The sequence below is a fragment of the Roseivirga sp. genome (assembly GCF_034669765.1).
Taxonomy (GTDB): Bacteria; Bacteroidota; Bacteroidia; order Cytophagales; family Cyclobacteriaceae; genus Roseivirga.
Genome location: NZ_JAXMOQ010000001.1, coordinates 214,970 through 240,447 on the forward strand (window position 1 = coordinate 214,970; position 25,478 = coordinate 240,447).

At 38.4% G+C, this 25,478-nt stretch carries 26 protein-coding genes; 11 read left to right on the forward strand and 15 right to left on the reverse strand.

Annotated features, from left to right (window positions below):
• Positions 1-15: 15 nt before the first annotated feature.
• The 5 genes from VOI17_RS01030 to VOI17_RS01050 all read right to left on the reverse strand — a co-directional run bounded on the left by VOI17_RS01030 (position 16) and on the right by VOI17_RS01050 (position 3,840).
• The gene (locus tag VOI17_RS01030; protein ID WP_323755377.1) at positions 16-405 is read right to left on the reverse strand and encodes a hypothetical protein; all 390 of its coding nucleotides are present in this window, start codon (positions 403-405) and stop codon (positions 16-18) included.
• Positions 406-438: 33 nt separating this feature from the next.
• Positions 439-1,356, reverse strand: coding sequence for a mechanosensitive ion channel family protein (locus tag VOI17_RS01035; protein WP_323755378.1), 918 nt, complete (start codon positions 1,354-1,356; stop codon positions 439-441).
• A 4-nt stretch (positions 1,357-1,360) separates the two neighbouring features.
• On the reverse strand, positions 1,361-1,552 hold the full coding sequence (locus VOI17_RS01040) for a general stress protein CsbD (RefSeq protein ID WP_323755379.1): 192 nt from the start codon (positions 1,550-1,552) through the stop codon (positions 1,361-1,363).
• 191 nt (positions 1,553-1,743) lie between these two features.
• Positions 1,744-2,268, reverse strand: coding sequence for a DNA starvation/stationary phase protection protein (locus tag VOI17_RS01045; RefSeq protein WP_323755380.1), 525 nt, complete (start codon positions 2,266-2,268; stop codon positions 1,744-1,746).
• 132 nt (positions 2,269-2,400) lie between these two features.
• Positions 2,401-3,840 carry an ATP-binding protein gene (locus tag VOI17_RS01050; RefSeq protein WP_323755381.1) on the reverse strand — a complete coding sequence of 480 codons (1,440 nt, stop codon included), beginning with the start codon at positions 3,838-3,840 and terminating at the stop codon, positions 2,401-2,403.
• A 152-nt stretch (positions 3,841-3,992) separates the two neighbouring features.
• Here VOI17_RS01050 and VOI17_RS01055 point away from each other — a divergent pair, with 152 nt between their 5' ends.
• Complete coding sequence (locus VOI17_RS01055; protein WP_323755382.1) at positions 3,993-4,613, forward strand: porin family protein; 621 nt, start codon at positions 3,993-3,995, stop codon at positions 4,611-4,613.
• Between the two features lie 87 nt (positions 4,614-4,700).
• Here VOI17_RS01055 and VOI17_RS01060 read toward each other — a convergent pair whose 3' ends face one another.
• The gene (locus tag VOI17_RS01060; protein ID WP_323755383.1) at positions 4,701-6,074 is read right to left on the reverse strand and encodes a sigma-54 dependent transcriptional regulator; all 1,374 of its coding nucleotides are present in this window, start codon (positions 6,072-6,074) and stop codon (positions 4,701-4,703) included.
• Between the two features lies 1 nt (position 6,075).
• Complete coding sequence (locus tag VOI17_RS01065; RefSeq protein ID WP_323755384.1) at positions 6,076-6,432, reverse strand: response regulator; 357 nt, start codon at positions 6,430-6,432, stop codon at positions 6,076-6,078.
• Between the two features lie 232 nt (positions 6,433-6,664).
• Here VOI17_RS01065 and VOI17_RS01070 point away from each other — a divergent pair, with 232 nt between their 5' ends.
• The gene (locus tag VOI17_RS01070) at positions 6,665-7,264 is read left to right on the forward strand and encodes a hypothetical protein (RefSeq protein WP_323755385.1); all 600 of its coding nucleotides are present in this window, start codon (positions 6,665-6,667) and stop codon (positions 7,262-7,264) included.
• Here VOI17_RS01070 and VOI17_RS01075 read toward each other — a convergent pair.
• From VOI17_RS01075 to rho, 7 genes are all read right to left on the reverse strand, one after another.
• Complete coding sequence (locus VOI17_RS01075) at positions 7,250-8,788, reverse strand: GH3 family domain-containing protein (RefSeq protein ID WP_323755386.1); 1,539 nt, start codon at positions 8,786-8,788, stop codon at positions 7,250-7,252. The two genes, VOI17_RS01070 and VOI17_RS01075, sit on opposite strands and share 15 nt — an antisense overlap.
• 457 nt (positions 8,789-9,245) lie before the next feature.
• Positions 9,246-9,860 (reverse strand): response regulator transcription factor, encoded by a 615-nt coding sequence (locus tag VOI17_RS01080; RefSeq protein WP_323755387.1) that lies wholly within the window; start codon positions 9,858-9,860, stop codon positions 9,246-9,248.
• Between the two features lie 78 nt (positions 9,861-9,938).
• Complete coding sequence (locus VOI17_RS01085; RefSeq protein ID WP_323755388.1) at positions 9,939-10,325, reverse strand: response regulator; 387 nt, start codon at positions 10,323-10,325, stop codon at positions 9,939-9,941.
• Positions 10,326-10,409: 84 nt separating this feature from the next.
• Entirely contained in the window at positions 10,410-12,452 is a 2,043-nt protein-coding gene (locus tag VOI17_RS01090) for a sensor histidine kinase (protein WP_323755389.1), read from the reverse strand.
• 2 nt (positions 12,453-12,454) lie between these two features.
• Positions 12,455-13,066 carry a response regulator transcription factor gene (locus tag VOI17_RS01095; protein ID WP_068410238.1) on the reverse strand — a complete coding sequence of 204 codons (612 nt, stop codon included), beginning with the start codon at positions 13,064-13,066 and terminating at the stop codon, positions 12,455-12,457.
• Positions 13,067-13,072: 6 nt separating this feature from the next.
• Positions 13,073-15,034 carry a histidine kinase dimerization/phosphoacceptor domain -containing protein gene (locus VOI17_RS01100; RefSeq protein ID WP_068410241.1) on the reverse strand — a complete coding sequence of 654 codons (1,962 nt, stop codon included), beginning with the start codon at positions 15,032-15,034 and terminating at the stop codon, positions 13,073-13,075.
• Between the two features lie 203 nt (positions 15,035-15,237).
• Positions 15,238-16,914 carry a transcription termination factor Rho gene (gene rho, locus VOI17_RS01105; protein ID WP_068410243.1) on the reverse strand — a complete coding sequence of 559 codons (1,677 nt, stop codon included), beginning with the start codon at positions 16,912-16,914 and terminating at the stop codon, positions 15,238-15,240.
• Between the two features lie 259 nt (positions 16,915-17,173).
• On the opposite strand from rho, the gene serS reads away from it, so the two are divergent.
• Positions 17,174-18,445, forward strand: a complete 1,272-nt coding sequence (gene serS, locus VOI17_RS01110; RefSeq protein WP_323755390.1) for a serine--tRNA ligase — start codon at positions 17,174-17,176, stop codon at positions 18,443-18,445.
• A 45-nt stretch (positions 18,446-18,490) separates the two neighbouring features.
• Entirely contained in the window at positions 18,491-18,967 is a 477-nt protein-coding gene (locus tag VOI17_RS01115) for a GNAT family N-acetyltransferase (protein WP_323755780.1), read from the forward strand.
• Between the two features lie 37 nt (positions 18,968-19,004).
• Here VOI17_RS01115 and VOI17_RS01120 read toward each other — a convergent pair whose 3' ends face one another.
• Positions 19,005-19,307, reverse strand: a complete 303-nt coding sequence (locus tag VOI17_RS01120) for a DUF4286 family protein (protein WP_323755391.1) — start codon at positions 19,305-19,307, stop codon at positions 19,005-19,007.
• An 80-nt stretch (positions 19,308-19,387) separates the two neighbouring features.
• On the opposite strand from VOI17_RS01120, the gene VOI17_RS01125 reads away from it, so the two are divergent.
• The 7 genes from VOI17_RS01125 (at position 19,388) to VOI17_RS01155 (ending at position 25,463) form a co-directional block, all read left to right on the forward strand.
• Positions 19,388-20,038, forward strand: a complete 651-nt coding sequence (locus VOI17_RS01125) for a carotenoid biosynthesis protein (protein ID WP_323755392.1) — start codon at positions 19,388-19,390, stop codon at positions 20,036-20,038.
• A 33-nt stretch (positions 20,039-20,071) separates the two neighbouring features.
• Complete coding sequence (locus VOI17_RS01130; RefSeq protein WP_416376039.1) at positions 20,072-20,527, forward strand: sterol desaturase family protein; 456 nt, start codon at positions 20,072-20,074, stop codon at positions 20,525-20,527.
• A gap of 2 nt (positions 20,528-20,529) precedes the next feature.
• Positions 20,530-21,429, forward strand: coding sequence for a MerR family transcriptional regulator (locus tag VOI17_RS01135; protein WP_323755393.1), 900 nt, complete (start codon positions 20,530-20,532; stop codon positions 21,427-21,429).
• 251 nt (positions 21,430-21,680) lie between these two features.
• Complete coding sequence (locus tag VOI17_RS01140) at positions 21,681-22,190, forward strand: RNA polymerase sigma factor (RefSeq protein ID WP_323755394.1); 510 nt, start codon at positions 21,681-21,683, stop codon at positions 22,188-22,190.
• A gap of 14 nt (positions 22,191-22,204) precedes the next feature.
• The gene (locus VOI17_RS01145) at positions 22,205-23,680 is read left to right on the forward strand and encodes a phytoene desaturase family protein (protein ID WP_323755395.1); all 1,476 of its coding nucleotides are present in this window, start codon (positions 22,205-22,207) and stop codon (positions 23,678-23,680) included.
• A 26-nt stretch (positions 23,681-23,706) separates the two neighbouring features.
• On the forward strand, positions 23,707-24,543 hold the full coding sequence (locus VOI17_RS01150; RefSeq protein ID WP_323755396.1) for a phytoene/squalene synthase family protein: 837 nt from the start codon (positions 23,707-23,709) through the stop codon (positions 24,541-24,543).
• 74 nt (positions 24,544-24,617) lie between these two features.
• The gene (locus tag VOI17_RS01155; RefSeq protein ID WP_323755397.1) at positions 24,618-25,463 is read left to right on the forward strand and encodes a 4-hydroxy-3-methylbut-2-enyl diphosphate reductase; all 846 of its coding nucleotides are present in this window, start codon (positions 24,618-24,620) and stop codon (positions 25,461-25,463) included.
• Positions 25,464-25,478: the final 15 nt, after the last annotated feature.

A 25,478-nucleotide genomic window follows, 5' to 3' on the forward strand; every position in this document is an offset into this window, starting at 1 on the left:
TTAAATATGTGTTGTTTACTTATTCTCAAAAAGGTCTTGAATATTAGAATTTATATTTTCTAAACCCTTCGTTACATCATCGTAAGTTCTACTTACTCCTGATTTCGTTGCTTCCCATGCTTCTTCCGTGGCATCGGCAACATCATCTGCAGCTTCTTCAAGTGCAGACTTCTCGTTTACTAAATCTTCTCTGATTTCTTCTAACCTGTCTTTTGTTTCATCTCCTGCATTTTCTATTCTTTTGTCAATATCTTCAATGGCCTTATCAATATTGGCTTGGGCCTTATCTAGACGTTCTGTCAATTCCGCTTTTTCATCAGCAAATGATGCCCCATTTTGACAACTCAATATTCCAAAAACTGAAAAAATGACAATTAGATATATCGCTTTATTAATAGTTTTCATGACTGTATTATTTTAATGTGTTTTCCTGAATTACTAAGCCTTTGGTAAAAGCTTAATTTCTTTTGCTTTCAATTGTTCTGAGAGTTTTTCTCCTCCTTTAATTCCAAAATCCAGTGTTCTGATTGGGAAAGGAATCGTAATATCATTTGCATCAAAAGCCTTCTTAATGGCTCTAATTGCCTCGCTTCTGGCTTCTAAATACATTGGGTTCTTAGGATTATAGTCAATCCAAAACATCACCTTAAAATTTATTGAAGAACTACCAAACTCTTGATACACCAGTTTTATTGGTTCACCGTCCACTAAATGGGAGTTGGAAGCAATGGCCTTTTCAACTACTTCAGATACTTTATCCAAATCATCCCCATAAGAAACACCTACTTCTAAATCAATTCTTCTGGTATGCGTGCGTGTATAATTGGTAAATGGGTTTTGGAAAATATCTTTATTAGGAATGATTACATGTAGCCCTTGAAAGGTTCTGATTACGGTTGACCTTAGTTCAATTCTTTCTACAAAGCCATTGTATCCGTTGGTCTCAATAATATCGCCCACCACAATTGGCTTCTTAAAGGCCATAATAACTCCAGAAATAAAATTGGCTGAGATGTCCTGAAATGCAAATCCAAGTGCCAACCCAATAATTCCTGCACCAGCCAACAGAGAAGTAACAGCTTGCGTAAGTTGAAGTACATTTAAAGCTACCACCAACCCGACCATAATGGTCAGCAATGCCATAATGGTTGAAAATAAACCTATAATGGCTGGCTGATCCGAAAATTTGGAAATCAATTTTCTGAACCCTGCTTTTACCACCCTAGACAGGGTATAGAAAGTAATAAGCACCAAAATAGCCACTACAATATTGGGTAGCATAGCGGTTAGCGCTTCCAGCCAGCCTTTTAGCTTGGTGGATACAATATTAGCGGCATCATTTATTCCGAAATTCATTGGGTCACTTGGTTATAATGGTTTTGAGTTCGGCAGTGATTTCACGTTTCGTCTTGTCTAATTTTATTTGTAGTCTGCCTATTAGTTCTTCTTCATACCCCTCTACATACTTCAGATCCTCTTCATTGAGCTCTTCATATTTTTTCTTTAGCTTTCTCCTGACCTGATCCCAATTACCTTGAAGAAATCTTTTCATATGTGCTGTACTTTTGTTGGTTCTTGCCCTTGTAAAGAAAGAATTGTACCAAGCTTTCACGCCACAAGAAACAATGTTTAAAGCCCTTTAAACGTATATTGTATATTGAACACGTTAAGAACGTAGAAAAAAATTCACAAAAAAGGGTGAAGAAAAACCCCACCCTTCATTACACATACACCAACTTCAATTTATTTTTTAGAAAAGGCAGTAAGCATCCAATGTTTTTTCTCGATGTATTTTACCATAGAATTAAGCATATCTACCGTTCCGCTGTCGCCATTATTGAGGGCAACTTCAATTCCGCTGAACATGTGTTCCAATAAAATTTCATAATCCTTCAGTACTTCTGAAACCATCTCCATCCCACTAAGGTCTGTACTTGACTCTTTGATGTCCGAAGTTTCTAGGTAATCCCGCATAGTACTCAACGGAGTTTGCCCAAAAACTCTTATTCTCTCGGCAACATCATCAATCGCTACTTTAGCATCATTGTATTGTTGCTCAAACTGCTCATGAATATCGAAGAAATCTGAGCCTTTTACGTTCCAGTGAAAGTTTCTTAATTTTTGATAATGGACACTATAATTCGCCAATAACTTGTTCAATGCATCTACCAACTCCGCTGTTTCCATCTTTGTATAACCTAAACGAGCGAAAGCTCTTTTCTGTAATTTTGCTTTAGGTTTCTCTGCTGTTTCTCTATCAGTTATCATATCCTTTTGTTTAAAGTTTATCAATTCTTATGAAGGATAAGCCAAAGTCATTCCAATAGCCTCAGGGCTCTAAAAGCAATTTTTATTAAAGATTGTGAGCAATTTGATCTACAAACCTGGGGAGGTCCGCCCTCAGTCTACACTAAAAGAAATCTGGAAAACCGTGCCCTCACCAACTACACTGCTGGCAGAAATTTGTCCCATATGACTTTTTATTATATTCTGAACCGCTGTTAACCCCAGCCCCATACCTCCAGTTTTTGCAGTAAAAAAGGGTTCGAAAAGGCTATTGATATTTTCATCTGAAATGCCAATACCATTATCGGCCACTTGTAAGAAGATGGTGCCATCCTCCAAGTAAGTTTTTATCGATAATACTCCCTTACCTGGCTTCATCGCTTCAATGGCATTGACAAAAAGATTAACCAAAGCGGTTTTCATTTGATCAGAATCTAATGGAATCAAAGGAATAGAGGGGTCATAATCCTCTTCCAGCGTCATTCCTTGAAGCTTTAATCTATCCTTTACTAGGCCCAATGTATCTTCTACCACCTCGTTCAGTAAGGATTTAGTCAACTTTAACGACTTTGGCTTAGATGACTCAAGTAATTCAGTTATCAGATTACCGATGCGCTTTGAGTTGCGCTCAATAATATCAATGTATAAATCGGCCTCTTTAACTTCTGCCGGAATCTCATCTTTGAGTTGCTCCAAAGCCAGAGATAAATTTGTGAGTGGATTTCTCACTTCGTGCGCAATGCTTCGAGCAATTTTTCCTGTCATCGACAACTTTTCGGCCCATATCAACTCGCGTTCTGACATTTTCTTCCGAGTAATATCCTTAATAATACCTTGGTATAACCTTAACCCCTCCTCAGTCTGACTCAGTTCAACTATATTGATTAAGCAGATTCCTGTTTTTCCATTACTCAGCAAAAGTTCCGCTTCAAACTCCTCTACTCTGTCATTCTTATAGAACTCTTTATTAAAGCGAATAAAGTCCTCCTCATTCAAAAACAAGCTCTTGAAGGTTAAGCTCCTCATTACCGCGCGCACATAGCCAAATGTCTTGAGCATGGCGTCATTTGTTTCCAAAAAAAGCAGCTCGTTATTAGTAATGAAAATAGCATCAATTGATTCCTGAAAAAGTTGTTCATAGCGGACCTCTGACGCCTTGGCCTTCCTTATGGCTCGTTCATGCTCACTGATGTCTAGAAAACTCACGGTCAATCCATCGGCTAATGCAGAAGCATGAATCTCAAACCAATTATCGAAGTGCTCTCCTTCATAGTGTTTTTTGAAACTTACCGGCTCTCTAGTTTCTACCACTTTACAATAAGCATCAAATAAGCCTGCTTCTTTATTACCTGGCATTGTGTTTAAAAGCGTATTCCCTATCATTTCACTAGAAGGAATTCCGGTAACCTTCTCTGCTTTTGGATTAATAAAAAGGCACTCAAAATCTATAATTTTATCTCTCTCATCACGGATGGACTTAAATGAAATTATTCCATAAGGAGCATTTTCAAAAATGGATATTATCAGGTCTTCGAACTCAGGCTTCAAACTCATATTTTCAATTAATTGTAGGGTCGGTTTTACTCACAAGGGGTTTCAATTCCCCAAGAAAAATGTTGTAAAACAGTCCAATCCCCTTTCTGGCGAATGGCACAACCTTTTCTAATTCACTGTGCAAAAGCACATAACAATTAAACTAGAAAGTCATGAAAAAGATTATTATAACAAGTATTTTTTCACTGTTGAGCTTAGTGGCCTTTACAAGCCAAAGTCAAGCACAGGAATTTAGGTCAGGTATAAAAGGTAGTTTTAACCTTAGTAATTTCTATTCTAACGACATAGACGACAATAACTTAAGACCAGGTTTCAGTTTTGGTGTATTCAATGAAAGCCAAATTGGTCCAACTGCGGCCATCCAAACCGAGTTCTTGTTTTCCACAAAAGGAAATAGATCAGAGTACCGTTCAGGCCCATTCAATGGTGAAGCGAAATTCAACCTTAATTATTTAGAGTTACCCGTCATGCTAGATTTAAAGGCTGGTTCTGCTCTTGATATTACCTTTGGGCCTTACGTGTCCTATTTAGTAAGCGCAAATGTGACAACTGAAGGTGATTTCGGAAGTTCATACAGTGAAATTGACAGGGACGAATTAAAGGCTTTCGACTTTGGTTTCTCTGGCGGACTAGGGCTAAATTTTGGGAACACCGAACTTGGCGCACGATATAATTTAGGACTTACAGAAATAGCGAACTCCAATAATGCTAGGTCCGTTATGGGAGATGCCAAAAATTCAGTCATCCAATTTTACATTGCTCTGGGAATGTAAGGAACGAATTGTTAAAAATAGAATAGTAAAAAATGCCCAGCGATATCGCTGGGCATTTTTGTTATTCAAGTTACTGAAGCCACTGAATTAGGTGTTTATTCCGTATGCCTTCAATTTATTATAAAGCGTTTTCCTATCCACTTTAAGTAGATCGGCTGTTTTACTTTTATTATTCTTCGTGCGTTTCAACACTTCAATAATTGCCCGTTTTTCTGCCGCCTCTGCCACCGACTTTAAGTCTGTAGGCATTTCTCCGTTGAAAGATACTTGCAATGATGAATCAGCTTCTGATAAGTCTGGAGTCACAATTTCCTGTGGTAAATGAATGGTTTCTATAAGCTCTCCCTGACAAAGTAAGACCGCTCTTTTTATCACATTGCTTAACTCCCTTAGGTTTCCATGCCAAGGGTACTCGCTCAGTTTTTCCTTCGTTTCATCTGTAAAGCCTTTCACGTCTTTCTCCAATTGTCTATCAGCCATTAGTAAGAAATGCTCAGCATAAACGATAATATCATCCGGTCTTTCTCTTAACGGGGGTACTTCTATTCTAAACTCATTTAGTCGATGGTAAATATCCTCACGGAATTTGCCTTTTTTGACCATCTCCTTTAAATTCTCGTTTGTCGCCACAACTAAGCGCACATCCACTTCAACTTCCTTGGTGGCACCTAAAGGCTTCACTTTTCTTTCTTGAAGCACCCTTAGAAGCTTCACTTGGTTTTCGTATGTCAGGTTCCCAACCTCATCTAAGAAGAGGGTTCCTCCATTGGCCAATTCAAAACATCCTTTTTTATCGGCAATTGCACCCGTAAAAGCTCCTTTCTGATGACCAAAAAGTTCCGAACCTGCCAAATCTTTGGGTAGAGCACCACAATCAACAGCTTGAAAGGGCTGATCAGCTCTTTTGCTCTTCTCATGAATTGCGGTTGCAACAAATTCTTTCCCAATACCTGTTTCGCCCATAATAATGACTGACATATCAGTAGGAGCGATCAACTCAATGTGTTTGGCCAAGGTTTGTGCTGCCATGCTCACACCTTCTACAAACTCATTCCTAACCTGTTTCTTCTTGATTCTTGCCCTCGGGTGATTTTCTTCCAACTTTTGGTTCAGTGCATTCTGTATGGTCAAGAGAATTTCATCTGGGTACAAGGGTTTGGTTACATATTCGAAAGCCCCCCTTTTTAAGGCCTCCACTGCAACCCGAACATCTGAGTAACCTGTGATGATTATGACTTGGATATTGGAGTCTATGATTTTAATCTTCTGCAGAATCTCTAGACCAGAATAATCTGGCAACTTAAAGTCGCAAAGCACAAGATCTACTTGGTTACTCTTCAGCCATTCTTCAGCTTGTTTTCCGCTGTAGACCACATAAGTTTCATATCCTTTTTTCGTAAGATATTTTTGGAGGAGCAGGCATATGTCCTGATCATCGTCAATTATTAAAATTTTCTCCATTTTATCTTTTTACGGTATTTAGTATTGACTGCTTATTGAAAGGTTTGTGAATAAAGTCATGGACACCAAATGCCTTAGCTCTGCTTAATTCTTCATGTCCATCATGCGCACTAATGATAATTATTTTCGCATTTTCTGCCCTCTCTTGAATTAAAGGCACCAGATCGAAGCCTGTTCCATCCGGAAGATTCAAATCCAAAAAATAATAGTCATATACGGTGTTTAAAAAGTTCTCCTTTGCTGTAAGCATTCTATCAAAGTAAGCGGTTTTTAACCCTTCTTTCTGTAAGAATTTTGACACCATGTGCCCGATAAATTCCTCATCATCTACAATTGCTACACTCTTCCTTTCTACCATGGTTTCTTTCTACTGTCTGAATATACCCCTTGTTGGGGAATAAACTACACAGAATATTTAATAAAGTCTAGTTATGCTCACTTTGTTCACAACGGCACGGAATTTTCACTATAAGTAGATGACATGAGCTTTAAAAAGTGTGATTGAGCTAAAAGGTTTACAAATCAGGCAACCAAAGTTCAAAATGAAAAAGCTATTAATAATTAGCAATACTTTGTTAAAACACAAATTTATGAAATCATTACTGTTAAATACATTTGGCTGGAGAAAGAAAATCCCAGAAGAAATTAGAACACCCACTCTTATTGCGCTTTCGCATTACCCCGAACTAAAAGGGGTGAAGATCGAGTTTCGTTTTGCTGAGAATAAAAGCAAATCAGTTATGAGCGCTAGGCCTTCATTTCGCACTGTATTTAGTATTTTAGAAGAACGATCTTATGTTATATATGTTAGAAGAAGGTTTGTTATTGAAGGTAAGTTATTGCGCATAGAAGAGCTTCCTCAGAACATTTTAGTAGGCTGGATTGGACATGAGCTTGGTCATATCATGGATTATAAAGATCGCTCAGTACTCTCCCTTTTGGGCTTTGGTCTTGGCTACCTTATACTGGGTAAATATATTCGAGCTGCAGAAAGAAGAGCGGATGAATTTGCTGTTAGACATGGTTTAAGGTCAGAAATATTAGAGACTAAGAATTTCATCCTTAACAACACTCACCTTCCTGAACGCTATAAGAATAAGATCAAAAGGCTATACCTATCGCCAGAAGAAATTATGGAGATTGTAAACACTGATGAGGAAGAAATTCCAAAAAAACTAGCTAGCGTTTAATTTCAGAAAATCTAAAAATGCCTTCATTTCCGATTCCTTCATCATTTGTGGAATTTTAATTTGACCTCCCTTTTTCTTGGTTTGCTCTGCCCAGTCATAAAAAACTTCCGAGGTTATCAATTTTACCTTAACACCCTTAAGGGCCTTACTTCTGGCCACCCCATAATTTTTATTTGCACTTTGTAAAGCTTCATCCAGCTTGTCAGCCAAAACCTCTTCATTCAAATTGGAGCCATTTTCCGTTCCGATTACCCATTGGTGATAAAACTCACCATCGTATTTAACCGCGGCTACAGTGAATTCAGAGATTGCCATATCAAACTCTTCTTTCAGCTTCTGAATAGCATCGGTCATTTTGTGTACCGACAGTTGTGAACCAACTACATTCATAAAAAACTTTGTTCGGCCCGTAATCTTAATCTCGGCCTTTTCTCTATCTGTAAACTTTACCGTATCACCAATGCTATATCGCCAAGCCCCACTCACAGTAGAAATTAGCATTGCATATTCGTTACCTTCTTCCACTTGAGCCAGACTCAGGGATGGAGCACCTTCAAGTGGAGCTCCGTTTTCATCAAAGTATTCCGGTTCAAAAGGAATAAACTCAAAGTAAATACCGCCATTGTATGCCAGTTGCATCGACATATCGTCATTCGGGTTTACCTGGAGCGCTATAAAGCCTTCTGAAGCCAAGTAAGTATCTAAATAGAGTAATGGGTGATCGAGTAATTTTTCAAAGCTCTCTTTATGAGGTTCAAACGGAACTCCACCGGTAGTAAATACGGAGAGTGAGGGCCAAATCTCATGGATATTTTTAAGGTTATTGTATTCAATCACCTTCTTCAGCATAAGTTCAATCCAAGAAGGTATTCCTGAAAGGGCACCTATATCCCAGTTGGGTGCTTGTTCAGCAATGCGCAGCACACGCTCATCCCAATCTTGAATTTTAGAAATCTCTTCTCCTGGCTTATAGTACCCTTTGAACCAAAACGGAATATTGCTAGCACTTATCCCGCTAATCTCTCCTTCTAAATGACCGTCTCTTTCTTCAAGTTCAGTACTACTTCCTAGCATAAGTATTCCTTTCTGGAAAAACTCATCAGGCAAGTCATAGTCTGAAAGGCTCATTACCTGCTTAATTCCTGTGCTTCGAATTGCCTCAATCATTTCATTGGTGACAGGAATACGCTTGCTTTGCGACCCTGTGGTGCCTGAGCTAAGTGCAAAATATTCTGGACTGCCAGGCCAAGTAACATCGGGAATTCCCTCCACAGTCTTATGCCACCATTCCCCAAACATTCGGTCGTAGTCAAAACAAGGGATGGATACTCTAAATGATTTAGGAAGGTCTCTTGATTTAAGTATTTCGTTAAATTGATAACGCTTCCCAAAATCAGTGTTCTTTGCTATTTCCAGCAAGTTTTTCAACACTTCAGCTTGTGCTTCAATTGGATTTTTATCCTCTTCTAAAAGGTCGCTGGCGACATCGATTGATTTCTTTATTAGTTTTCCTAACAGTGGCATTTGGCTCATTTAGATGATTAATGAACTCAATATTGCAAGAGCTTTGCCATTATTAAACGCTTGGGTAAAAAAAAGAAGCCACCCGTATGGTGGCTTCGTAGATTGACTACACCTCAACCAAATAGTCGTCTACTAAATTCTTATATCCTTTATAGCAATCTTATAATTGGTAATAACAAAGAAATAATCATAAAAACCAACCCTAAGACCTTAAAGCTAGTCCCTTAAATTCCTTTAGAAAATAGACCTTAAGGTCTATTTTTATAACTGCAAAACAGAGAAACCTGATAGATCTCTCCGTTTAAATGCAGCTTAAAACAAGAAACCCACTTCTTGAATTCAAACAGAAATAGTCTTAGACTATATTATTCAAATCTATACCCTTTATTAATAGTAGTAAATAGACCTCATGGTCTAAATTAATTATCAAGAAGCATCCTATTAAAACCAAAATGCATTAGAACTTCAACTGATTCTTGTTTTGTAGCACCCAGCTCAAGAGGGAATGTGTGGTATGGGATAGTTTGAGCTTGACGCAAATATTATGTCGATGATTCTTAATGGTACTTACACTTAACTTAAGCATAGCTGCAATTTTTTTTGAGGTAAGTCCATTTGCAATTTCCCTTAAAATAACCCTTTCCATTGGTGTAAACTCTAGAAGTTCTTTTTCCTCAATTTCGCCCGACTTAGGCAATGGTCTATAACTAGTGAAGGCGGATTGTAATGTGGTTTCTAAAGAAAAAAACTCATACGGCTTTGTTAAAAAAGCAAACGGATTAGTGGCCTTGACTTGCGAAATGGACGCCCTATCTATGGAGCCGGAAAGATAAATAAATGGAGTGTTAGAGTTCTTCTTAATGTATTTAGCTACATCAATTCCTGTTCGCTCATCCTCGATACAGATATCAAGGGTAACAAGATCTGGAGTATAGGTTTCGAAATAAGAAATTGCCTCGTCATAAGATTTCGCAACAGGGCAAGTTTGGTAACCGCATGATTGAAGCGCCTCGCAAAGGCACTCAGCGATTTCCGCATTATCTTCAACGACCAAAATTTTTTTCTGCTCCAAAATAAATTTCTTTAAGTTGATATTCTAAAGCTACGCTTACATTAAAAAACAGTAAATAGACCTAAAGGTCTAAATTGATTAGTTCAGGATTGAGCTAACTGCATCAATTAGTTCTTGATTTATGAAGGGTTTAACTAAGTAAGCAGTAGGCTGGGTAAGCTCAGCTTGAGGCCTAATTACTTTACCCCCAAGAACAGTGATATAAATAATTGGCGTGTTAAAACGAGAGCGAATCCATGTAGCAAACTCAATTCCTGTCTTCCTCCCTTGAAGACGAATGTCAATAATTACCAAATCAGGATTGTGCGTATTGTAAGAGTTTACTGCGCTATTATAGTCAAAAACAGGTTCAAGCGGATGAAACCCCATTTTGGCTACGGTCATAGCAATATCATCAGCAATGATTATTTCATCTTCAACGACAAGTACTTTTCTAATTGCCGACAGGGTTTCGGCTCCTACCATAACCACAAATCTATTGCCTAACGATAGAGAGGTAAATAGACCACAAGGTTTATATTGTACTATTATGTATGGGCTGAAATCGATTTAGGCGTTTAAAAATTTACTTTGAGTGAAGTAAATTTTAAAAATGGCTCCATCATTGTATTCATACTCATAGTGGCCATGAAGTTGAAGTACCAACCTGCTAATCAACCAAATACCCGTGCTTTTGGCCGTCTTTACATCAAAACTTGAAGGTACCCCTGGGCCGTTATCCTTAAATGTAATCACATTATACTCTCCCTCTTGGTGAAGACTAACATGTAATCTTAATTGGCCACCAGCATTGGTTCCATATTTAAAAGAATTGGTGACAAGCTCATTTGCAATAAGTCCCAATGGCACCATATTATCTATATCTAGCGTATACTCAGCATCAATATCCATGTTAATCTCAGAAGTTTGACCTTCAAAAGATTTCTGAATTTCATTGATAAGATTTTTGAGATACTCTGCTAAATGTATGGTCAGACCTTCATTATCATAAAGTTGACTATGTATCAATGCCATTGATTTAACCCTACTTTTACCTTCAGAAATACGATCTTTTGTAGCCTGATCATCCACCCCTTTGGCCTGCAATTCGAGTAAACTGGAAAGAATCTGAAAATTGTTTTTTACTCTGTGATGAATCTCGGTGAGAAGAAGCTCCTTTTGCTTCAGTTCAATTTCTACTTGGTCACTCTTCACTCGAAGCAGCCCCGCTAACTTCCTTTGCTTTATAAAACTGTAGTAGATAACACAGGCAATAATTAGTACACCAATACCAACAAGCAAAATCATGAGTTTTGAACGCTTTTGAAGCGTGGTCTCATATTCAGACTGTAAAAGTTTTTCTTGATTCCTTAGGCTATCAGTAATTTGCTTTTGGCGAAAATCATAAGATAATTCGAGCTCCTTTACCTCTCTTATTTTTTCTTCGCTATACAATGAATCCCTTAAAGCAGTATACTCATGTAAGTATTTGTATGCATTAGTGTAGTCTTTTTGACGATTGTATATATCATTTAATAACCACGCAATGTCCATTTGATCCTTCCGCTTGCCCAGTGCTTCCCAAATATTGTAGCCCTTTATAAAATAGGGAATGGCTTTTGGATCATTACCAACATAACTCCAATAAGAGCCTTGAGCCACACTGACTAACCCTGTAAAATCTGGTTTGTTGATTTCAGGAAGTAAAATCTCTATCTGTTCTAAATAATACCTAGTACTGTCGAATTCTCTCGCATCCCTGTAAGTATCGGCCAAATGTTTATAGGCAAAAGCTTTACCATAGGTGAAATTCGCTTGTTTTGCGTAGCCGATTGACTCCTTAAGCACTTCCTTCCTCCTGTCAAAGGAAACGCAGTTGCAGAGGGAGTAAACACTGGCCAAATTGTTCGACCAAATATTTAGTCTCCTTGCATCTCCTTCGGGCTTTAATATCTCAATAATTTGATTGATCCTTTCAGCACTCTTATCATACTCACCCAAGGAGTAATAGATAAATGATTCTCGGTTTAGAATATCAGTAATTACCGACTTATTATCAGGCGTACTTTCTGCCAAAATCTTACTTTTATTCAACTCTTGCAATGACTCAGGGAATTGAGTCAAATGATTATAAACTGACGACAGCATTAATCGCCCTTTAATTATTGAGATTGTATCACGGGATTCTTCTGCCAAAGACACCAAATTTTTGGCAAAAAATAGGGTGCTGTCATAATCGTTTTGAAGCTGTTTTGAATAAGCCATTTGATAGGTGGCTTCAATCATGTTTGACGTATCTTTAGCGGTACGGTAATAATTAAGAGCACTTTTGGCGTACTGTTGCATTTCGATCCCATCGTAGCTAGAAACCTTGGCCAGCCTAAGCTCAACTTCGGCTACTTTAGGAGAATCACCCATTTGCTCAGCCAATACTATTTGAGCAGAGAACAATTCAATCAGCTTATCTTCAGATTTAGTTTGGTTAATGATTAGTTCCAAACTGTCCATCTTTGCTTCCTGTTTATCTTGGGCAAAGGGCTTAAGTGGTATCAATACCAAAATGCCAACTACAGCAATGTATCGAATTACAGAAGTGGTGAGGTGGTTAGTCATAATTACTGAATATACTGATTATTCTCCATTACCCATTTAAGAAGTGAATGGGTTCCTGGTGCCAAATCTAGTTTAACACATATGTTATGTCGGTGATTTTTGACTGTGCTCTCACTGATAAACAGCTGTTCAGCAATTTCCTTTGTGGAAAGGTTTTCTGAAATTTTCCTAATCACCACTTTTTCCATCGCGGTAAGGGAAGGAATCTGCTCTGTATCAATGTTTCCTTTGTTCTCTGAGTAACGTTTTTGGTTATTAAAAGCAATTTCAATAGCCGCCATTACATCGGATGCTCCATAAGGTTTAACCAAGTAGGCATAGGGCATTGTGTTCTTGGCCAATTCCAAGGTCTTTGTATCGGTATGAGAAGACAAATAAATGAATGGTATTTCCAACGCTTCCTGAATATATTCGGCCACGTCCATTCCTGTTTTTCTTCCACCCAAATTAATGTCTAAGATTGCCAAATCTACGGTTTCAGTAGATAGCATGTCTATGGCTTGTTTGTATGAAAGGGCAGGCTCTAATGCATCATAACCAAGCCCATTCAATGTGCTGCAAAGGTCATCTGCAATAATGACTTCATCATCCACAACAAGTATTCTCTTCTTCATTCAGTTTTAGTCAATAAGTGTTATTCTCATCTCTTCATCGGCAAATACAATAGTAAATCTATTGCCGCAATCATATTCGTAACCAAGTTTCCCGTGTAATTGTGTCGCCAAGCGAGAAGCTAACCTCAGGCCAAAACCCTTCTTTGTCATTTCTTCAAATGTATCAGGTATAGGAGCCCCATTGTCCTGATATGTCAAGTTAAACATTCCATCTTTCCTAGAATGAAGTTTAAGCATTAATTCTAGTTGATTATTTTCATCAATCATATGTTTATATGAATTGGTCAAAAGCTCATTCAAGATTAGCCCCAAAGAAATAGAAGTATCAAGGTCAAAATTAGGCTGGCTATCAAAGTCCACCACCAATTCATAACATCCCTTTTTTGTCTGGATACCATCAATTTTCTTAACCAACTCGACCACATAATCCTTAAAATCAATCGTGGCAATGTCATCCGTTCGGTATAAGAACTGATGGATCATTGACATAGCCACCACCCTGCTTCTGCTTTCCTCTATCGCCTTAGCAGAATCTTTAGTTCCGCTCCACTCTTGCTGCATATTCAGTAAACTTGAGATGAGCTGCAAGTTGTTTTTTACTCTGTGGTGTATTTCTTTGAATAGTGTTTCTATTCGTTCGTTTCTTTCCTTAAGAACAACCTTTTGATCTTCAATTTCCTTAGTTCTCTCAACTACCTCGTTTTCAACTCTTTTATTTTGCTCCTTCAAAACAACATTCAACTCGTTTAAGGCAATATTTTTTTCTACCTCGTGCTGACGCATTCTAATACCAATGGCAATAGAAAAGATTAGTACCTGCACCAACGAGCCCAGTGAGCTGGTATACAAAAGCACAATTGACTTAGAGACGAAGATGTATTTCCATGTGAAAGAAGCAATGATTAGTGTTGCACCAAATATTATAAGCCCTATCAAGAACACTTTTCTGCTTCTCTCTACCTTTTTCCATAAGGCAAAAAGCAGAACATGAAACAGAGTAATGTCGATCATGAGCAGCTTAATACTCATGTCAGTCATTAAGCCATAATCTTGATAGACTGAAGTAAGAACTACGCCTGCAACTGTACGTAACAATGTGAGGAGAATCAACCCAATAAAGACCTTATACCAAAGCGGAAATTTTGTTTTTAACTCCAAAAAACTAATGGCCAAAAACAACATTCCTAAATGGCCAAACTGAGACCAGGGCATAGTGAAATTAAGCGCTGTTGTAGGCGAGTTGGGTAAAATCCAGTCCACAAAAAAGCCTTGGACAGAGAAAGCATACATTCCCATTCCCAATGCAAACATGGCCAACCAGAGGTATGGCATATAACGATAAACGCCAAATTGAATCAATGAGTAAATAACCAAGATTAGACAAGCACCAAAAAACAGCAAATCCTGTACTTGCCCCCGTAACTGCTTAGTCCGAAATGTTTTACTGTCCATAAAATTGGCACTGAAGGCCCTTCCATGAACTCTAAAATAAACATCCTGTGGTGCTCCTGCCTTTAGAGCGAAGGAAACATGTGCTCTACTATCTCCTTGGTTAAGTCCCTTTTTCTTTTGAAACGCTCCATAGGGTGCATTGAATAACTCTCCGTTTGACAGTACTTGAAACAACTTGCTATTGATCGTTCTAAAACCCGTAACCACCACTTCCAAGTCATTAATGGTAGTGTTCAAAAGGCTTAATTTTATCCAGTAAAACCCTGTAAGGTTATTTGGGCCAGTCACTTCACCATTGAATGGTGGGTTTTCAATAATATCATTGAAGGTTAAGCTCGCAGTGGTGTCTTCAAAAACAAGTAGCGATTTTCCCTTACCCACTGAAAAGTCAAATTGAGGTGAATCAATTGAGATTACCTCTTGGGCTTGTAATGCTGGGTTAAAATTAATGAGTACAAGTAGAAGTATGCCCCAAACACAACCAGAATGCTTTTTCAGAATATTTAATTGAAGCATTATTGATATTAATTGTTTACTAAAAAACTATTATATATACAGTGAGGTAGGCCGATTGATTAATTCAACCTTAGTTCAATTTGCTATAATAATTTAGTTATACCTCTTATTTACTTCAATTAAGTATTAAGCAGAAGGTGGGTGAGGCATAAAAAAAGCGACCCTCTTTCGAGGATCGCTTTGAAATTTTTGTTCCGGAAGAACTATCCGTTCATTGAAATCAAGAACTCTTCGTTGTCTTTCGTTCCTTTCATTCTGTCTAATAAGAATTCCATGGCTTCGATTGAGTTCATGTCCGACATGAATTTTCTCAAGATCCAAACACGTTGTAATTCCTCTTTGCTCATCAATAGGTCTTCTCTTCTTGTACCAGAAGCAGGAACATCGATAGCAGGATAAACACGCTTGTTGGCCAATTTTCTATCCAATTGAAGCTCCATGTTACCCGTACCTTTGAATTCTTCAAAGATTACTTCGTCCATTTTAGAACCAGTTTCAATCAAGGCAGTAGCGATAATTGAAAGCGAACCTCCATTCTCTACATTTCTTGCAGCACCAAAGAATCTCTTTGGTTTGTGTAGTGCATTTGCATCAACACCACCAGAAAGGATTTTACCAGATGAAGGAACAACGGTGTTATAAGCCCTGGCCAAACGCGTGATTGAATCCAAAAGGATTACTACGTCATGACCACACTCTACCATTCTTTTCGCTTTTTCTAAAACGATGTTAGAAACCTTCACATGTCTGTCGGCTTGCTCATCGAAAGTAGAAGATACTACCTCAGCTTTTACGCTTCTGGCCATATCCGTAACCTCTTCAGGTCTTTCATCAATCAATAAAATGATTAGATAAATCTCAGGGTGGTTTTCAGCAATCGCGTTAGCAATTTCTTTCAATAAAACAGTTTTACCTGTTTTAGGCTGCGCCACAATCATACCTCTTTGCCCTTTTCCAATTGGAGCAAACATGTCCAAAATTCGGGTTGAAGTAAGGCTAGGCTTAGTACTTAAATTGATTTTCTCCTCTGGGAAAAGTGGAGTCAAATACTCAAAAGGAACTCTATCACGAATTTCTTCAGTAGTTTTTCCATTTACAGACTCTACTCTTAATAAAGCGAAATACTTTTCACCTTCTTTCGGAGGTCTGATTTGTCCTTTTACAGTATCTCCTGTTTTCAAACCAAATAATTTGATTTGAGAAGGAGATACATAAATATCATCTGGGCTGGCCAAGTAGTTGTAATCTGAAGACCTTAAGAAGCCGTAGCCATCTTGCATAATCTCCAAAACACCTTCGCTTTCAATTAAGCCATCAAAATCTTTGATGCTTTGATTGTATTGCTGCTTATTGCTTTTTCTGTTATCTCTGCGGTCACCGTTATCTTTACGGTCGTTATTTTTTCTAGCTTCTGGCTTTGCATCACTTGCTTCGCCTTCTTGCTGTTCTCCCTTTACTTCTTGCTCGACCTCTACATTGTCAGAAGATTTTGGTTGCGCATCTTTGTTAACAGGACGTGGCCTTGGGCGTGGTCTTTCTACCTTTGCTTCAACAGCTTTCTCTTCACCGCCTTCAGTTTTCTTAGACTCTTCTTCTTTTTTGACTTCGGTTACGTTTTCACGCTTCACTTTTCTTGGTGGGCGCTCAGCTCTCTCAGGTCTTTCTACTTTTTCTTTAGGAGCTTCGTCCGTAGTAGTTTCTTCTTTCTTAACTGCGGTTTTCTTTGGTAAAGCCTCGTCTGGAGTTCGAGCTTGTTGATCGAGGATAGCGTAAATAAGTTCTTGTTTTCCGAGCTTCTTATAGTTCTTTAAGCTCATTGCCTCTGCAATTTCTTTCAATTCTGAAAGCAGCATTAGCTTCAATTCTTCAATGGTGTACATAGATTTATACTTTGGGGGAATCCCTTATCCGGATGGGTGGGAGTTAATTAAAATTAATGAAATAATTATTTGAGTATTTCTCGAGATGATGTGCAGAAAAAGATCACTCTCATCCTAGGAACACGCAAGTATAGAGCATCTCTTGCTACTTATCAAACATTGAACGGTAATTTTAACAAAAAGGATATACTTAGCTCGTTTTACACCCTCTTTTTTATAGGAATTGATTTACTTTGCCGCTATAAACGAATATTAAGTTATGCTGCAAATCAGCCAAATAGTTACGGAGAAAGAAAGGGTCATCGAGGGGTTGAAGAAACGCAACTTCCCTAATGTTGAACAGGTTTTGGATCAGGCCATTGCGCTTGATGACAAGCGTAAATCCTCTCAGCAGAGCCTTGACTCCAATTTGGCGGAAGCAAATGCGCTTGCCAAAGAAATTGGCGGCTTAATGAAAGCGGGTAAACGCGATGAGGCGGAGCAAATCAAAAGCAAAACGGCCGAACTGAAAGCGGCCAGCAAAGAATTAGCAGAAGTTAAAGACCAAGTTGAAAAGGAACTATTGGCTTTGTTATACACCATCCCAAATGTGCCTCACCCTTCTGTTCCGTCAGGAAATACAGAGGAAGACAATGAAATTATAAAAACTTTTGGTGAAGCTCCTAAGCTGCACGATCAGGCAGTTCCGCATTGGGACTTAATCAAGCAATACGACATTATTGACTTTGACCTCGGCATTAAAATTACTAGTGCTGGCTTTCCTGTCTACAAAGGAAAAGGTGCTCGTTTGCAGCGTTCCTTGGTCAACTTCTTTTTGGATGAAGCAGTAGCCGCAGGTTTTTCAGAGATTCAGCCTCCAATTATGGTCAACGAAGCCTCGGGTTATGCCACAGGCCAATTGCCTGATAAAGAAGGTCAAATGTACCATGTAGGTATTGAGAACTTGTTCCTTATTCCTACTGCCGAAGTGCCTATTACTAACTTATATAGAGACGTAATTATAAACGAAGACCAATTGCCTATTAAACACACTGGTTTTACGCCTTGCTTTAGAAGAGAAGCTGGAAGCTGGGGTGCACACGTTCGTGGACTAAACAGATTGCATCAGTTTGATAAAGTAGAAATTGTTCAGGTGTGTAAGGCCGAAGATTCGTACAAAGCACTTGATAAGATGTGTGATCACGTGGCCAGCCTGCTTGAAAAGCTTGGGCTGCAATACAGAGTTTTAAGGCTTTGCGGAGGCGACATTGGCTTTACTTCTGCCCTTACCTTCGATTTTGAAGTATATTCTGCTGCACAGGAAAAATGGTTAGAAGTAAGTTCAGTAAGTAATTTCGAGACTTTTCAGGCCAACCGATTAAAGTTGAGATACAAAGACGAAAACAAAAAAATTCAGTTGTTGCACACCTTGAACGGAAGCGCCTTGGCCTTGCCTAGAATTATAGCTGCCCTTTTAGAGAACAACCAAACACCAGATGGAATCAATATTCCAGAGGTGCTGGTGCAATACACCGGCTTCGATAAAATTTAATTGAAAACACAATGGGGCTTAGGCCCCATTTCTTTGATCCCTACCATGAGCATTACCATCAGAAAAGGAACAGCAAAAGATTTAACTCAAGTTTTCGAACTGGTTAAAGAATTGGCAGAATACGAAAAAGCACTTCACGAAGTAGAAAATTCTGTAGAGAGAATGACAGAAGATGCCTTTGGTGAAAAGCCCATTTTTGAATTTTTTGTGGCCGAAGAAAATGGTAAGATTGAAGGTACAGCCATTTTCTATTACCGTTATTCTACTTGGAAAGGTAAAGCCGTTTTTCTTGAAGATTTGGTTGTAAGAAAAGAAAAAAGAGGAGCCGGTATTGGTAAAAAGCTTTTAGACGCCATTGTGCAAGAGGCCAAGGATGTAGATGCCCGCCAAGTGATGTGGCAAGTGCTCGACTGGAACGAACCTGCTATTAACTTCTACAAAAAACTAGGCACCGATTTAGACGAAGGTTGGATCAACTGCAAGCTAGAGTTCAAGCAGATTCAGGAGTATAAGATGGGTTAACTAGAGAGGTTTTTACCTTTTTTATTTCAGTTCTAAATCACTCCACCGCCTGCAGCAAGGTTCTAAAAGCAGCGAATTTACCAGGGAAGGCATCGCCTGCTTTCTTTTGGAGCCCGGGGGCATGCTGGCCCAAATATAATTGAAGCTTACTATGATTTTCAGCAAAATATTGAATGCTGTAAGATGAAGATTCCTCTTCTTCCTTCATTACTCTAAAAAATTTATGCTCAATAAAAGCACCTGTAGCCATCACTTCAGGAATATGAATATCACGCATCCACACTTTCCAATCTTCCTCTACAGTTTTTTCAATTGCTACGGTTACGTTATATAAGATCATAAATATTAGTTTTACTGCAAATCTAAAACAATCTGCTTGAACCTTGAAACAATAAAAGGGACTTCGGGTTTTTTCAAACTATGCTAAAGCAACTTCTCTCCACAGGTAAACGAAACCAACGCATTGCTTTTATCCTTCTCATTGCCATGCACACTGCTGGGATATTGGGTTTGTTTTTTGAAGAAAGCCGTGCGATTTTCCAATCGCTTACGCCTTTTAACCTACTGCTTACGGCAGCCATTATTTTTCATTTCGAAGTAGACAAAAGCACGAAGTACTTCATCTTTATCATTTTCACCTTTCTATTCGGCTTTTTTATTGAAGTAGCTGGCGTTAAAACTGGGGCCATTTTTGGTGAATATACCTATGGACCAACTTTGGGTTTTAAGCTATTTGATGTACCTCTTATTATTGGGCTTAACTGGGCGATACTGATTTATATTACAGGAATTGCGAGCAACAAACTGTCAAGCAATTTTTGGGTGCGCTGTATTTACGGAGCAATAATGATGGTCTTTATCGATGTATTAATTGAGCCTGTTGCAATACGCCTCGACTTTTGGCAATGGGTAGGCTCTAGTATTCCAACTCAGAATTACCTAAGCTGGTTTTTAATTGCCTTTCTTCTCCACATTGTTTTTCAGGAATTAGACTTTTCTAAAAACAATCCGCTTGCGATTAAGCTTCTTATAATAGAAATGGCGTTTTTCGTAAGTCTTAACCTAATTTAAACTTTTGTTAAACAAAGCATCAAACATTAAGTTATGCCGCTGATGATTAAAGCTGTGTTGTGGTTAGTGGCTGGTTTCGTTTTAATGGAAACTTTCTCATGGTGGATTCACAAGTACATTATGCATGGCGTTTTATGGAAAATTCACAAAACACATCATCAGCATACAAAAGGTTATTTTGAGTTGAATGACATTTTCACACTCATATTTGGAGGAGCAGCTGTAGTGCTCATCTTCTTAGGAGTTGAAAATTTAGATTATAGGTTTTGGTTAGGTTGCGGAATCAGTCTGTATGGAATGCTCTACTTCGTTTTGCACGATGTACTCATTCATAAACGATTGAAGCTATTGGGAAGACCAAAATTGAAGTACTTGAAAGCCATTACAAAGGCGCATAGAGCACATCATAAATCGAAAGAAAAGGAGGATGCAGAATCTTTCGGACTATTTTTGATTCCAAGAAAGTATTTTAAAGAAGAAGATATATAGCCGTGGCCAATTATTCAATCAAAGATTTAGAGCATTTATCAGGCATTAAAGCCCATACTTTGCGCATATGGGAACAGCGCTATAATCTCATTAATCCAAAGAGAACAGACACCAATATTCGGTTTTATGATCAAGATGATCTGAAGCTCATCCTCAACGTTTCATTGTTAAAGGATAACGGCATTAAAATATCGAAGATTGCAGAAATGACTCGGGAACAACTGAACGAAGCCATTATCAATATTTCCGACAGCAGTACCAACTTCGCGGATCAAATCTATGCCCTTACCCTATGCATGATTGATTTGGACGAACAGCGGTTCGAAAAAATAATAAACTCAAATACACTTAAGCATGGATTTGAGCGAACCATGATGAACTTGGTTATTCCATTCCTATCTAAAATTGGAGTAATGTGGCTTACAGATGCCATAAACCCAGCTCAAGAACACTTCATAAGCCATTTAGTGCGGCAGAAAACGATGGTCGCTATTGATGGCCACCCTACGAATGTAGACAGCTCAGCAAAAAAATACATGCTATTTTTACCTGAAGGCGAACTTCACGAGCTAAATCTACTTTTCGCTAACTACCTAATAAAATCTAGAGGTGGAAGAGTAATATACCTGGGCCAAACTTTGCCAATTGATGACTTAAAGATGGCTCATGAAATCTATGAACCTGAATACCTAATTACTGTACTCACTGGTAAACCGCAAAAATCAACAGCCACAGAATACATTGAAGAGCTATCAAACCTTTTCCCTACTTCTAAAATCTTAGTAAGTGGAAGGCAGGTGGTCGGTCAAGACCTTCAGCTACCTGACAACGTTACACCCCTCGCTAGCCTTAATGACTTTATCACTTTTGTGGAAGAGAATTCCACAATCACCGCCCCATAGGAGTAATTTTCTCTACAAGGAAAGCTTCATCTTGAAAAACAAGCTACTTTGAGTAGAAATTATTTTTCAATTAATTAAAATATTGTAAAACACGCTTCTAATACAATCAAGCCATTTAATGATCTCCTTACCCCTGATTTCCACATTGGTGTAGACGCTATATTCATATCTTTTTCAAAAAACTTCACGGTTTTTGTTTGTCTTTTGTTTAACCTTTACTGATATTTGTTCAACAAAATAAAAAGATAGCCATGACAGTTCTAGAATACAACCATGAGATTGGACTAATGACTAAGTCACTAAAACCTTTTGCTCTAAAACTCACTAGAGATTCAGAAGACGCTAACGATTTGCTTCAAGAAACTCTGATGAAGGCGTATAAGAACAGAGATAAGTTTTCGGAAGGAACAAATCTCAAGGCTTGGTTATATACCATTATGAAAAACACCTTCATCACCAATTATCAAAAAATGATGAGAAGAGGTACTTTCATTGACACCACCGATAACCTCCACTTTATCAATTCTTCAAGCACTAAAATTGAAAATAGCGCTTACGGAGATTTTACTCTGAATGACATCAATATGTCGATTGACCAGCTTGATGATGTTTATAAAACTCCTTTCATGATGTATTTCAGGGGTTTTAAATACCAAGAGATTGCAGACAGAGAGCAAATCCCAATTGGTACAGTAAAAAACAGAATTCACATTGCCAGAAAACTTTTAAAGGATAAATTAAGCGTATATAAATCACGTTAATAAAAAAATCCTCAATGATAAAAGGCAAGGTAGTGGTAATAGGTGCTGGATTTGCTGGTTTTTCAGCAGCCATTTGCCTAGCCGATAAAGGATTTAACGTTAAGATATTAGAAAAAAATACCTCCATAGGAGGGCGAGCCCGACAGTTTAAAGAGTCGGGCTTTACTTTTGACATGGGCCCAAGCTGGTATTGGATGCCCGATGTTTTCGAATCATTCTTTAATCAATTCGGAAAAACCACTGCCGATTATTACGAACTCATTCGGCTCGACCCTTCCTATCAAGTAATCCATGGTAAAAATGATTTTATGCCTATTCCTGCCAATATGCAGGAGCTCGAAAAGTTATTTGATTCCATAGAACCTGGTGCGGGAGAACAACTCAGAAAATTTCTCAAAATAGCCGAGTACAAATACGAAGTAGGGATCAATAAATTTGTTTATAAACCTAGCCGTTCAATACTTGAGTTTGCAAAGCCGAAACTCGCCATTGATGCCGTTCGGCTTCAGATATTCCAGTCGATGGCCAAGCACGTTCGAAAGTTCTTTAAGAACGAAAGGCTTATTCAGTTGATGGAATTCCCTGTCCTCTTTTTAGGTGCACTTCCTGAAAACACGCCTGCCATGTACAGCCTAATGAACTATGCAGATATGGCATTAGGTACCTGGTACCCTAAAGGCGGCATGTATAAAATCATAGAAGCCCTGGAGAGTTTGGCCAAAGAAAAGGGCGTTGAAATTCTCACCAATCATGAAGTGACTTCCATCAATTATTCTGGAAATAAGGCCACAAGCGTAAGCACAAATCATAGTGATTTTGAGGCAGATGTTGTGGTTGCTGGAGCTGATTACCATCATGTAGACAGCATGTTGCTCGATAGCAAGACCAGAAATTATGATGAGGTCTATTGGGACAAGCGAGTAATGGCGCCCTCCTCACTATTATACTATGTAGGGGTGAATAAAAAACTAGATGGCCTTCTTCATCATAATCTATTCTTCGATACAGATTTTGGGCCGCATGCGCATGATATTTACACTGAAGCAAAATGGCCTGAGAAACCACTCTTTTATATTTCGGCACCTTCAAAAACGGATGATACCGTTGCGCCAGAAGGCAGTGAAAATATTTTCATGCTCATTCCAGTGGCTCCCGGTCTAGATGACACCGAAGTAATTAGAGAGCACTATTTCGACCTCATGTTAGAACGAATGAAGGATAAAATGGGACTTGATTTTAAGGAAAATATAGTGTTTAAACGATCCTTTGCACATAAAGACTTCGTAAAAGACTACAACGCATTTAAGGGAAATGCATATGGTTTAGCAAACACCTTAAACCAAACTGCGATTTTAAAACCGCAGTTGGCAAACAAAAAGTTAAACAATCTGTTTTACACCGGTCAACTGACTGTACCGGGCCCTGGAGTACCTCCAAGTTTGATTTCTGGACAAGTGGTGGCAAAAGAAATTATTAAGGACTTTGCCTAAATGGGCAACAGATTTTGTAAATTAAAATGATGGACTTATTCAATCAAACCTCATTGGAGTGCAGCAAGCTGATTACTCAACGCTATAGCACCTCCTTTACATTAGGGATAAAAACTTTGGATAAGAAATTCCATTTGCCCGTTTACGCTATTTATGGTTTTGTGCGTTATGCCGATGAAATTGTAGATACATTCCACGATTACGATAAAAAAACACTGCTTCAGAATTTTAAAGCAGAAACCTATAAGGCCATTGAAGATGGCGTAAGCTTCAATCCTGTTTTACATTCCTTTCAATTGATGGTCAACAAATATCAAATTGACCATGATTTGATCGAAGCATTTCTTCATAGCATGGAACTGGATTTGGAGGAAACGACCTATGACCAGACTGGCTACGACCAATATATTTATGGGTCAGCCGAAGTGGTTGGTTTAATGTGCTTAAAAGTGTTTTGTGAAAACAACCAAGCACTTTACGATTCTCTTGTGGGGCCTGCTAAAAAGCTTGGGGCGGCTTTTCAAAAAGTCAATTTCATTAGAGATATCAAAAGTGATTTTGAAGAGAGAGGAAGAGTTTATTTTCCTGGGGTTGATTTCAATGATTTTACAAAACAAACGAAAAAGGAAATTGAAGAAGACATTCAGCGCGACTTTGATGAAGCTCTCGAAGGCATTTTAAGATTGCCCAAAGGAGCTAAGCTGGGAGTTTACCTGGCTTATAGATACTACTTAAAGCTTTTTAGAAAAATAAAAAGATTACCTGCTTCACGCATAAAAGAGGAAAGAATAAGGATTAAAGACAGCATGAAAATGGGAATTCTAGTGATGACTTATTTTCAGCATAGAATCAAAGTGCTCTAGTTTTCGTTAGAACAGGCAATCCAAATAGTAGTTAGAATTTTAAACAAAATAGTTAAACACTTGTTTGTAACCGCATGTTTGACCTCACTGTAGAAATTGACCCTAGTTCAGGCTTCTGTTTCGGAGTTGTTTATGCCATTGAAATGGCTGAAGATATTCTGGACGAAAGAGGCACGCTCTATTGCTTGGGTGATATTGTGCACAACGATGAAGAGGTTAGACGACTTGAATCTAAGGGATTGAAGATCATTAATCACGCGGAACTCAAAGAAATCAAAAATGCACCTGTCTTAATTCGTGCCCATGGCGAGCCGCCTTCTACCTATCAACTGGCTTTAGAAAATAATATCGAACTGATAGACGCTTCATGCCCAGTCGTTTTAAAACTTCAGAATAGAATCAAAAACTCATTCGATAAGGAAGAAAACATCTATATCTATGGCAAACACGGCCATGCAGAAGTAGTAGGCTTATTAGGTCAAACAAATGAAGAAGCAGTGGTTTTTCAGAATTTGGAAGAACTCGATTTGGCTACCATGCCTAAAGAAATAACGCTTTATAGCCAAACCACGAAAAGCACCGACAGCTTTTATGAAATCAATAAGGTGTTAGCGGAAAACGGAATTACGGTAAATACCAATGACACCATTTGTCGACAGGTTTCTAATCGTGATAAAGAACTGCGCAATTTTGCTAAAAACTACGATCGCATTGTCTTTGTAAGTGGCACCAAGTCATCTAATGGGAAGGTGCTTTATAATGTGTGCTTAGATCAGAACCCGAATACTTATTTCGTTTCTTCAATTGCTGATGTAAAATCGGAATGGTTTGGGAAAAATGAACGTGTTGGCATTTGTGGAGCTACGTCTACGCCAATGTGGCTTATGCAAGAGGTTCAGCAACACTTGCAGCATCTCTAATTGATTATTCCTTTC

What these genes read in the sequence shown, in the direction of transcription:
- VOI17_RS01035 (WP_323755378.1), bottom strand. Translation starts at nt 1,356, where the DNA reads ATGAATTTCGGAATAAATGATGCCGCTAATATTGTATCCACCAAGCTA.
- VOI17_RS01050 (WP_323755381.1), bottom strand. Translation starts at nt 3,840, where the DNA reads ATGAGTTTGAAGCCTGAGTTCGAAGACCTGATAATATCCATTTTTGAA.
- VOI17_RS01145 (WP_323755395.1), top strand. Translation starts at nt 22,205, where the DNA reads ATGATAAAAGGCAAGGTAGTGGTAATAGGTGCTGGATTTGCTGGTTTT.
- VOI17_RS01150 (WP_323755396.1), top strand. Translation starts at nt 23,707, where the DNA reads ATGATGGACTTATTCAATCAAACCTCATTGGAGTGCAGCAAGCTGATT.
- rho (WP_068410243.1), bottom strand. Translation starts at nt 16,914, where the DNA reads ATGTACACCATTGAAGAATTGAAGCTAATGCTGCTTTCAGAATTGAAA.
- VOI17_RS01065 (WP_323755384.1), bottom strand. Translation starts at nt 6,432, where the DNA reads ATGGTAGAAAGGAAGAGTGTAGCAATTGTAGATGATGAGGAATTTATC.
- VOI17_RS01055 (WP_323755382.1), top strand. Translation starts at nt 3,993, where the DNA reads ATGAAAAAGATTATTATAACAAGTATTTTTTCACTGTTGAGCTTAGTG.
- VOI17_RS01115 (WP_323755780.1), top strand. Translation starts at nt 18,491, where the DNA reads ATGAGCATTACCATCAGAAAAGGAACAGCAAAAGATTTAACTCAAGTT.
- VOI17_RS01130 (WP_416376039.1), top strand. Translation starts at nt 20,072, where the DNA reads ATGCCGCTGATGATTAAAGCTGTGTTGTGGTTAGTGGCTGGTTTCGTT.
- VOI17_RS01030 (WP_323755377.1), bottom strand. Translation starts at nt 405, where the DNA reads ATGAAAACTATTAATAAAGCGATATATCTAATTGTCATTTTTTCAGTT.
- VOI17_RS01095 (WP_068410238.1), bottom strand. Translation starts at nt 13,066, where the DNA reads ATGAAGAAGAGAATACTTGTTGTGGATGATGAAGTCATTATTGCAGAT.
- VOI17_RS01140 (WP_323755394.1), top strand. Translation starts at nt 21,681, where the DNA reads ATGACAGTTCTAGAATACAACCATGAGATTGGACTAATGACTAAGTCA.
- VOI17_RS01085 (WP_323755388.1), bottom strand. Translation starts at nt 10,325, where the DNA reads ATGGTAGGAGCCGAAACCCTGTCGGCAATTAGAAAAGTACTTGTCGTT.
- VOI17_RS01125 (WP_323755392.1), top strand. Translation starts at nt 19,388, where the DNA reads ATGCTAAAGCAACTTCTCTCCACAGGTAAACGAAACCAACGCATTGCT.
- serS (WP_323755390.1), top strand. Translation starts at nt 17,174, where the DNA reads ATGCTGCAAATCAGCCAAATAGTTACGGAGAAAGAAAGGGTCATCGAG.
- VOI17_RS01100 (WP_068410241.1), bottom strand. Translation starts at nt 15,034, where the DNA reads ATGCTTCAATTAAATATTCTGAAAAAGCATTCTGGTTGTGTTTGGGGC.
- VOI17_RS01090 (WP_323755389.1), bottom strand. Translation starts at nt 12,452, where the DNA reads ATGACTAACCACCTCACCACTTCTGTAATTCGATACATTGCTGTAGTT.
- VOI17_RS01075 (WP_323755386.1), bottom strand. Translation starts at nt 8,788, where the DNA reads ATGCCACTGTTAGGAAAACTAATAAAGAAATCAATCGATGTCGCCAGC.
- VOI17_RS01070 (WP_323755385.1), top strand. Translation starts at nt 6,665, where the DNA reads ATGAAATCATTACTGTTAAATACATTTGGCTGGAGAAAGAAAATCCCA.
- VOI17_RS01120 (WP_323755391.1), bottom strand. Translation starts at nt 19,307, where the DNA reads ATGATCTTATATAACGTAACCGTAGCAATTGAAAAAACTGTAGAGGAA.
- VOI17_RS01060 (WP_323755383.1), bottom strand. Translation starts at nt 6,074, where the DNA reads ATGGAGAAAATTTTAATAATTGACGATGATCAGGACATATGCCTGCTC.
- VOI17_RS01040 (WP_323755379.1), bottom strand. Translation starts at nt 1,552, where the DNA reads ATGAAAAGATTTCTTCAAGGTAATTGGGATCAGGTCAGGAGAAAGCTA.
- VOI17_RS01155 (WP_323755397.1), top strand. Translation starts at nt 24,618, where the DNA reads ATGTTTGACCTCACTGTAGAAATTGACCCTAGTTCAGGCTTCTGTTTC.
- VOI17_RS01045 (WP_323755380.1), bottom strand. Translation starts at nt 2,268, where the DNA reads ATGATAACTGATAGAGAAACAGCAGAGAAACCTAAAGCAAAATTACAG.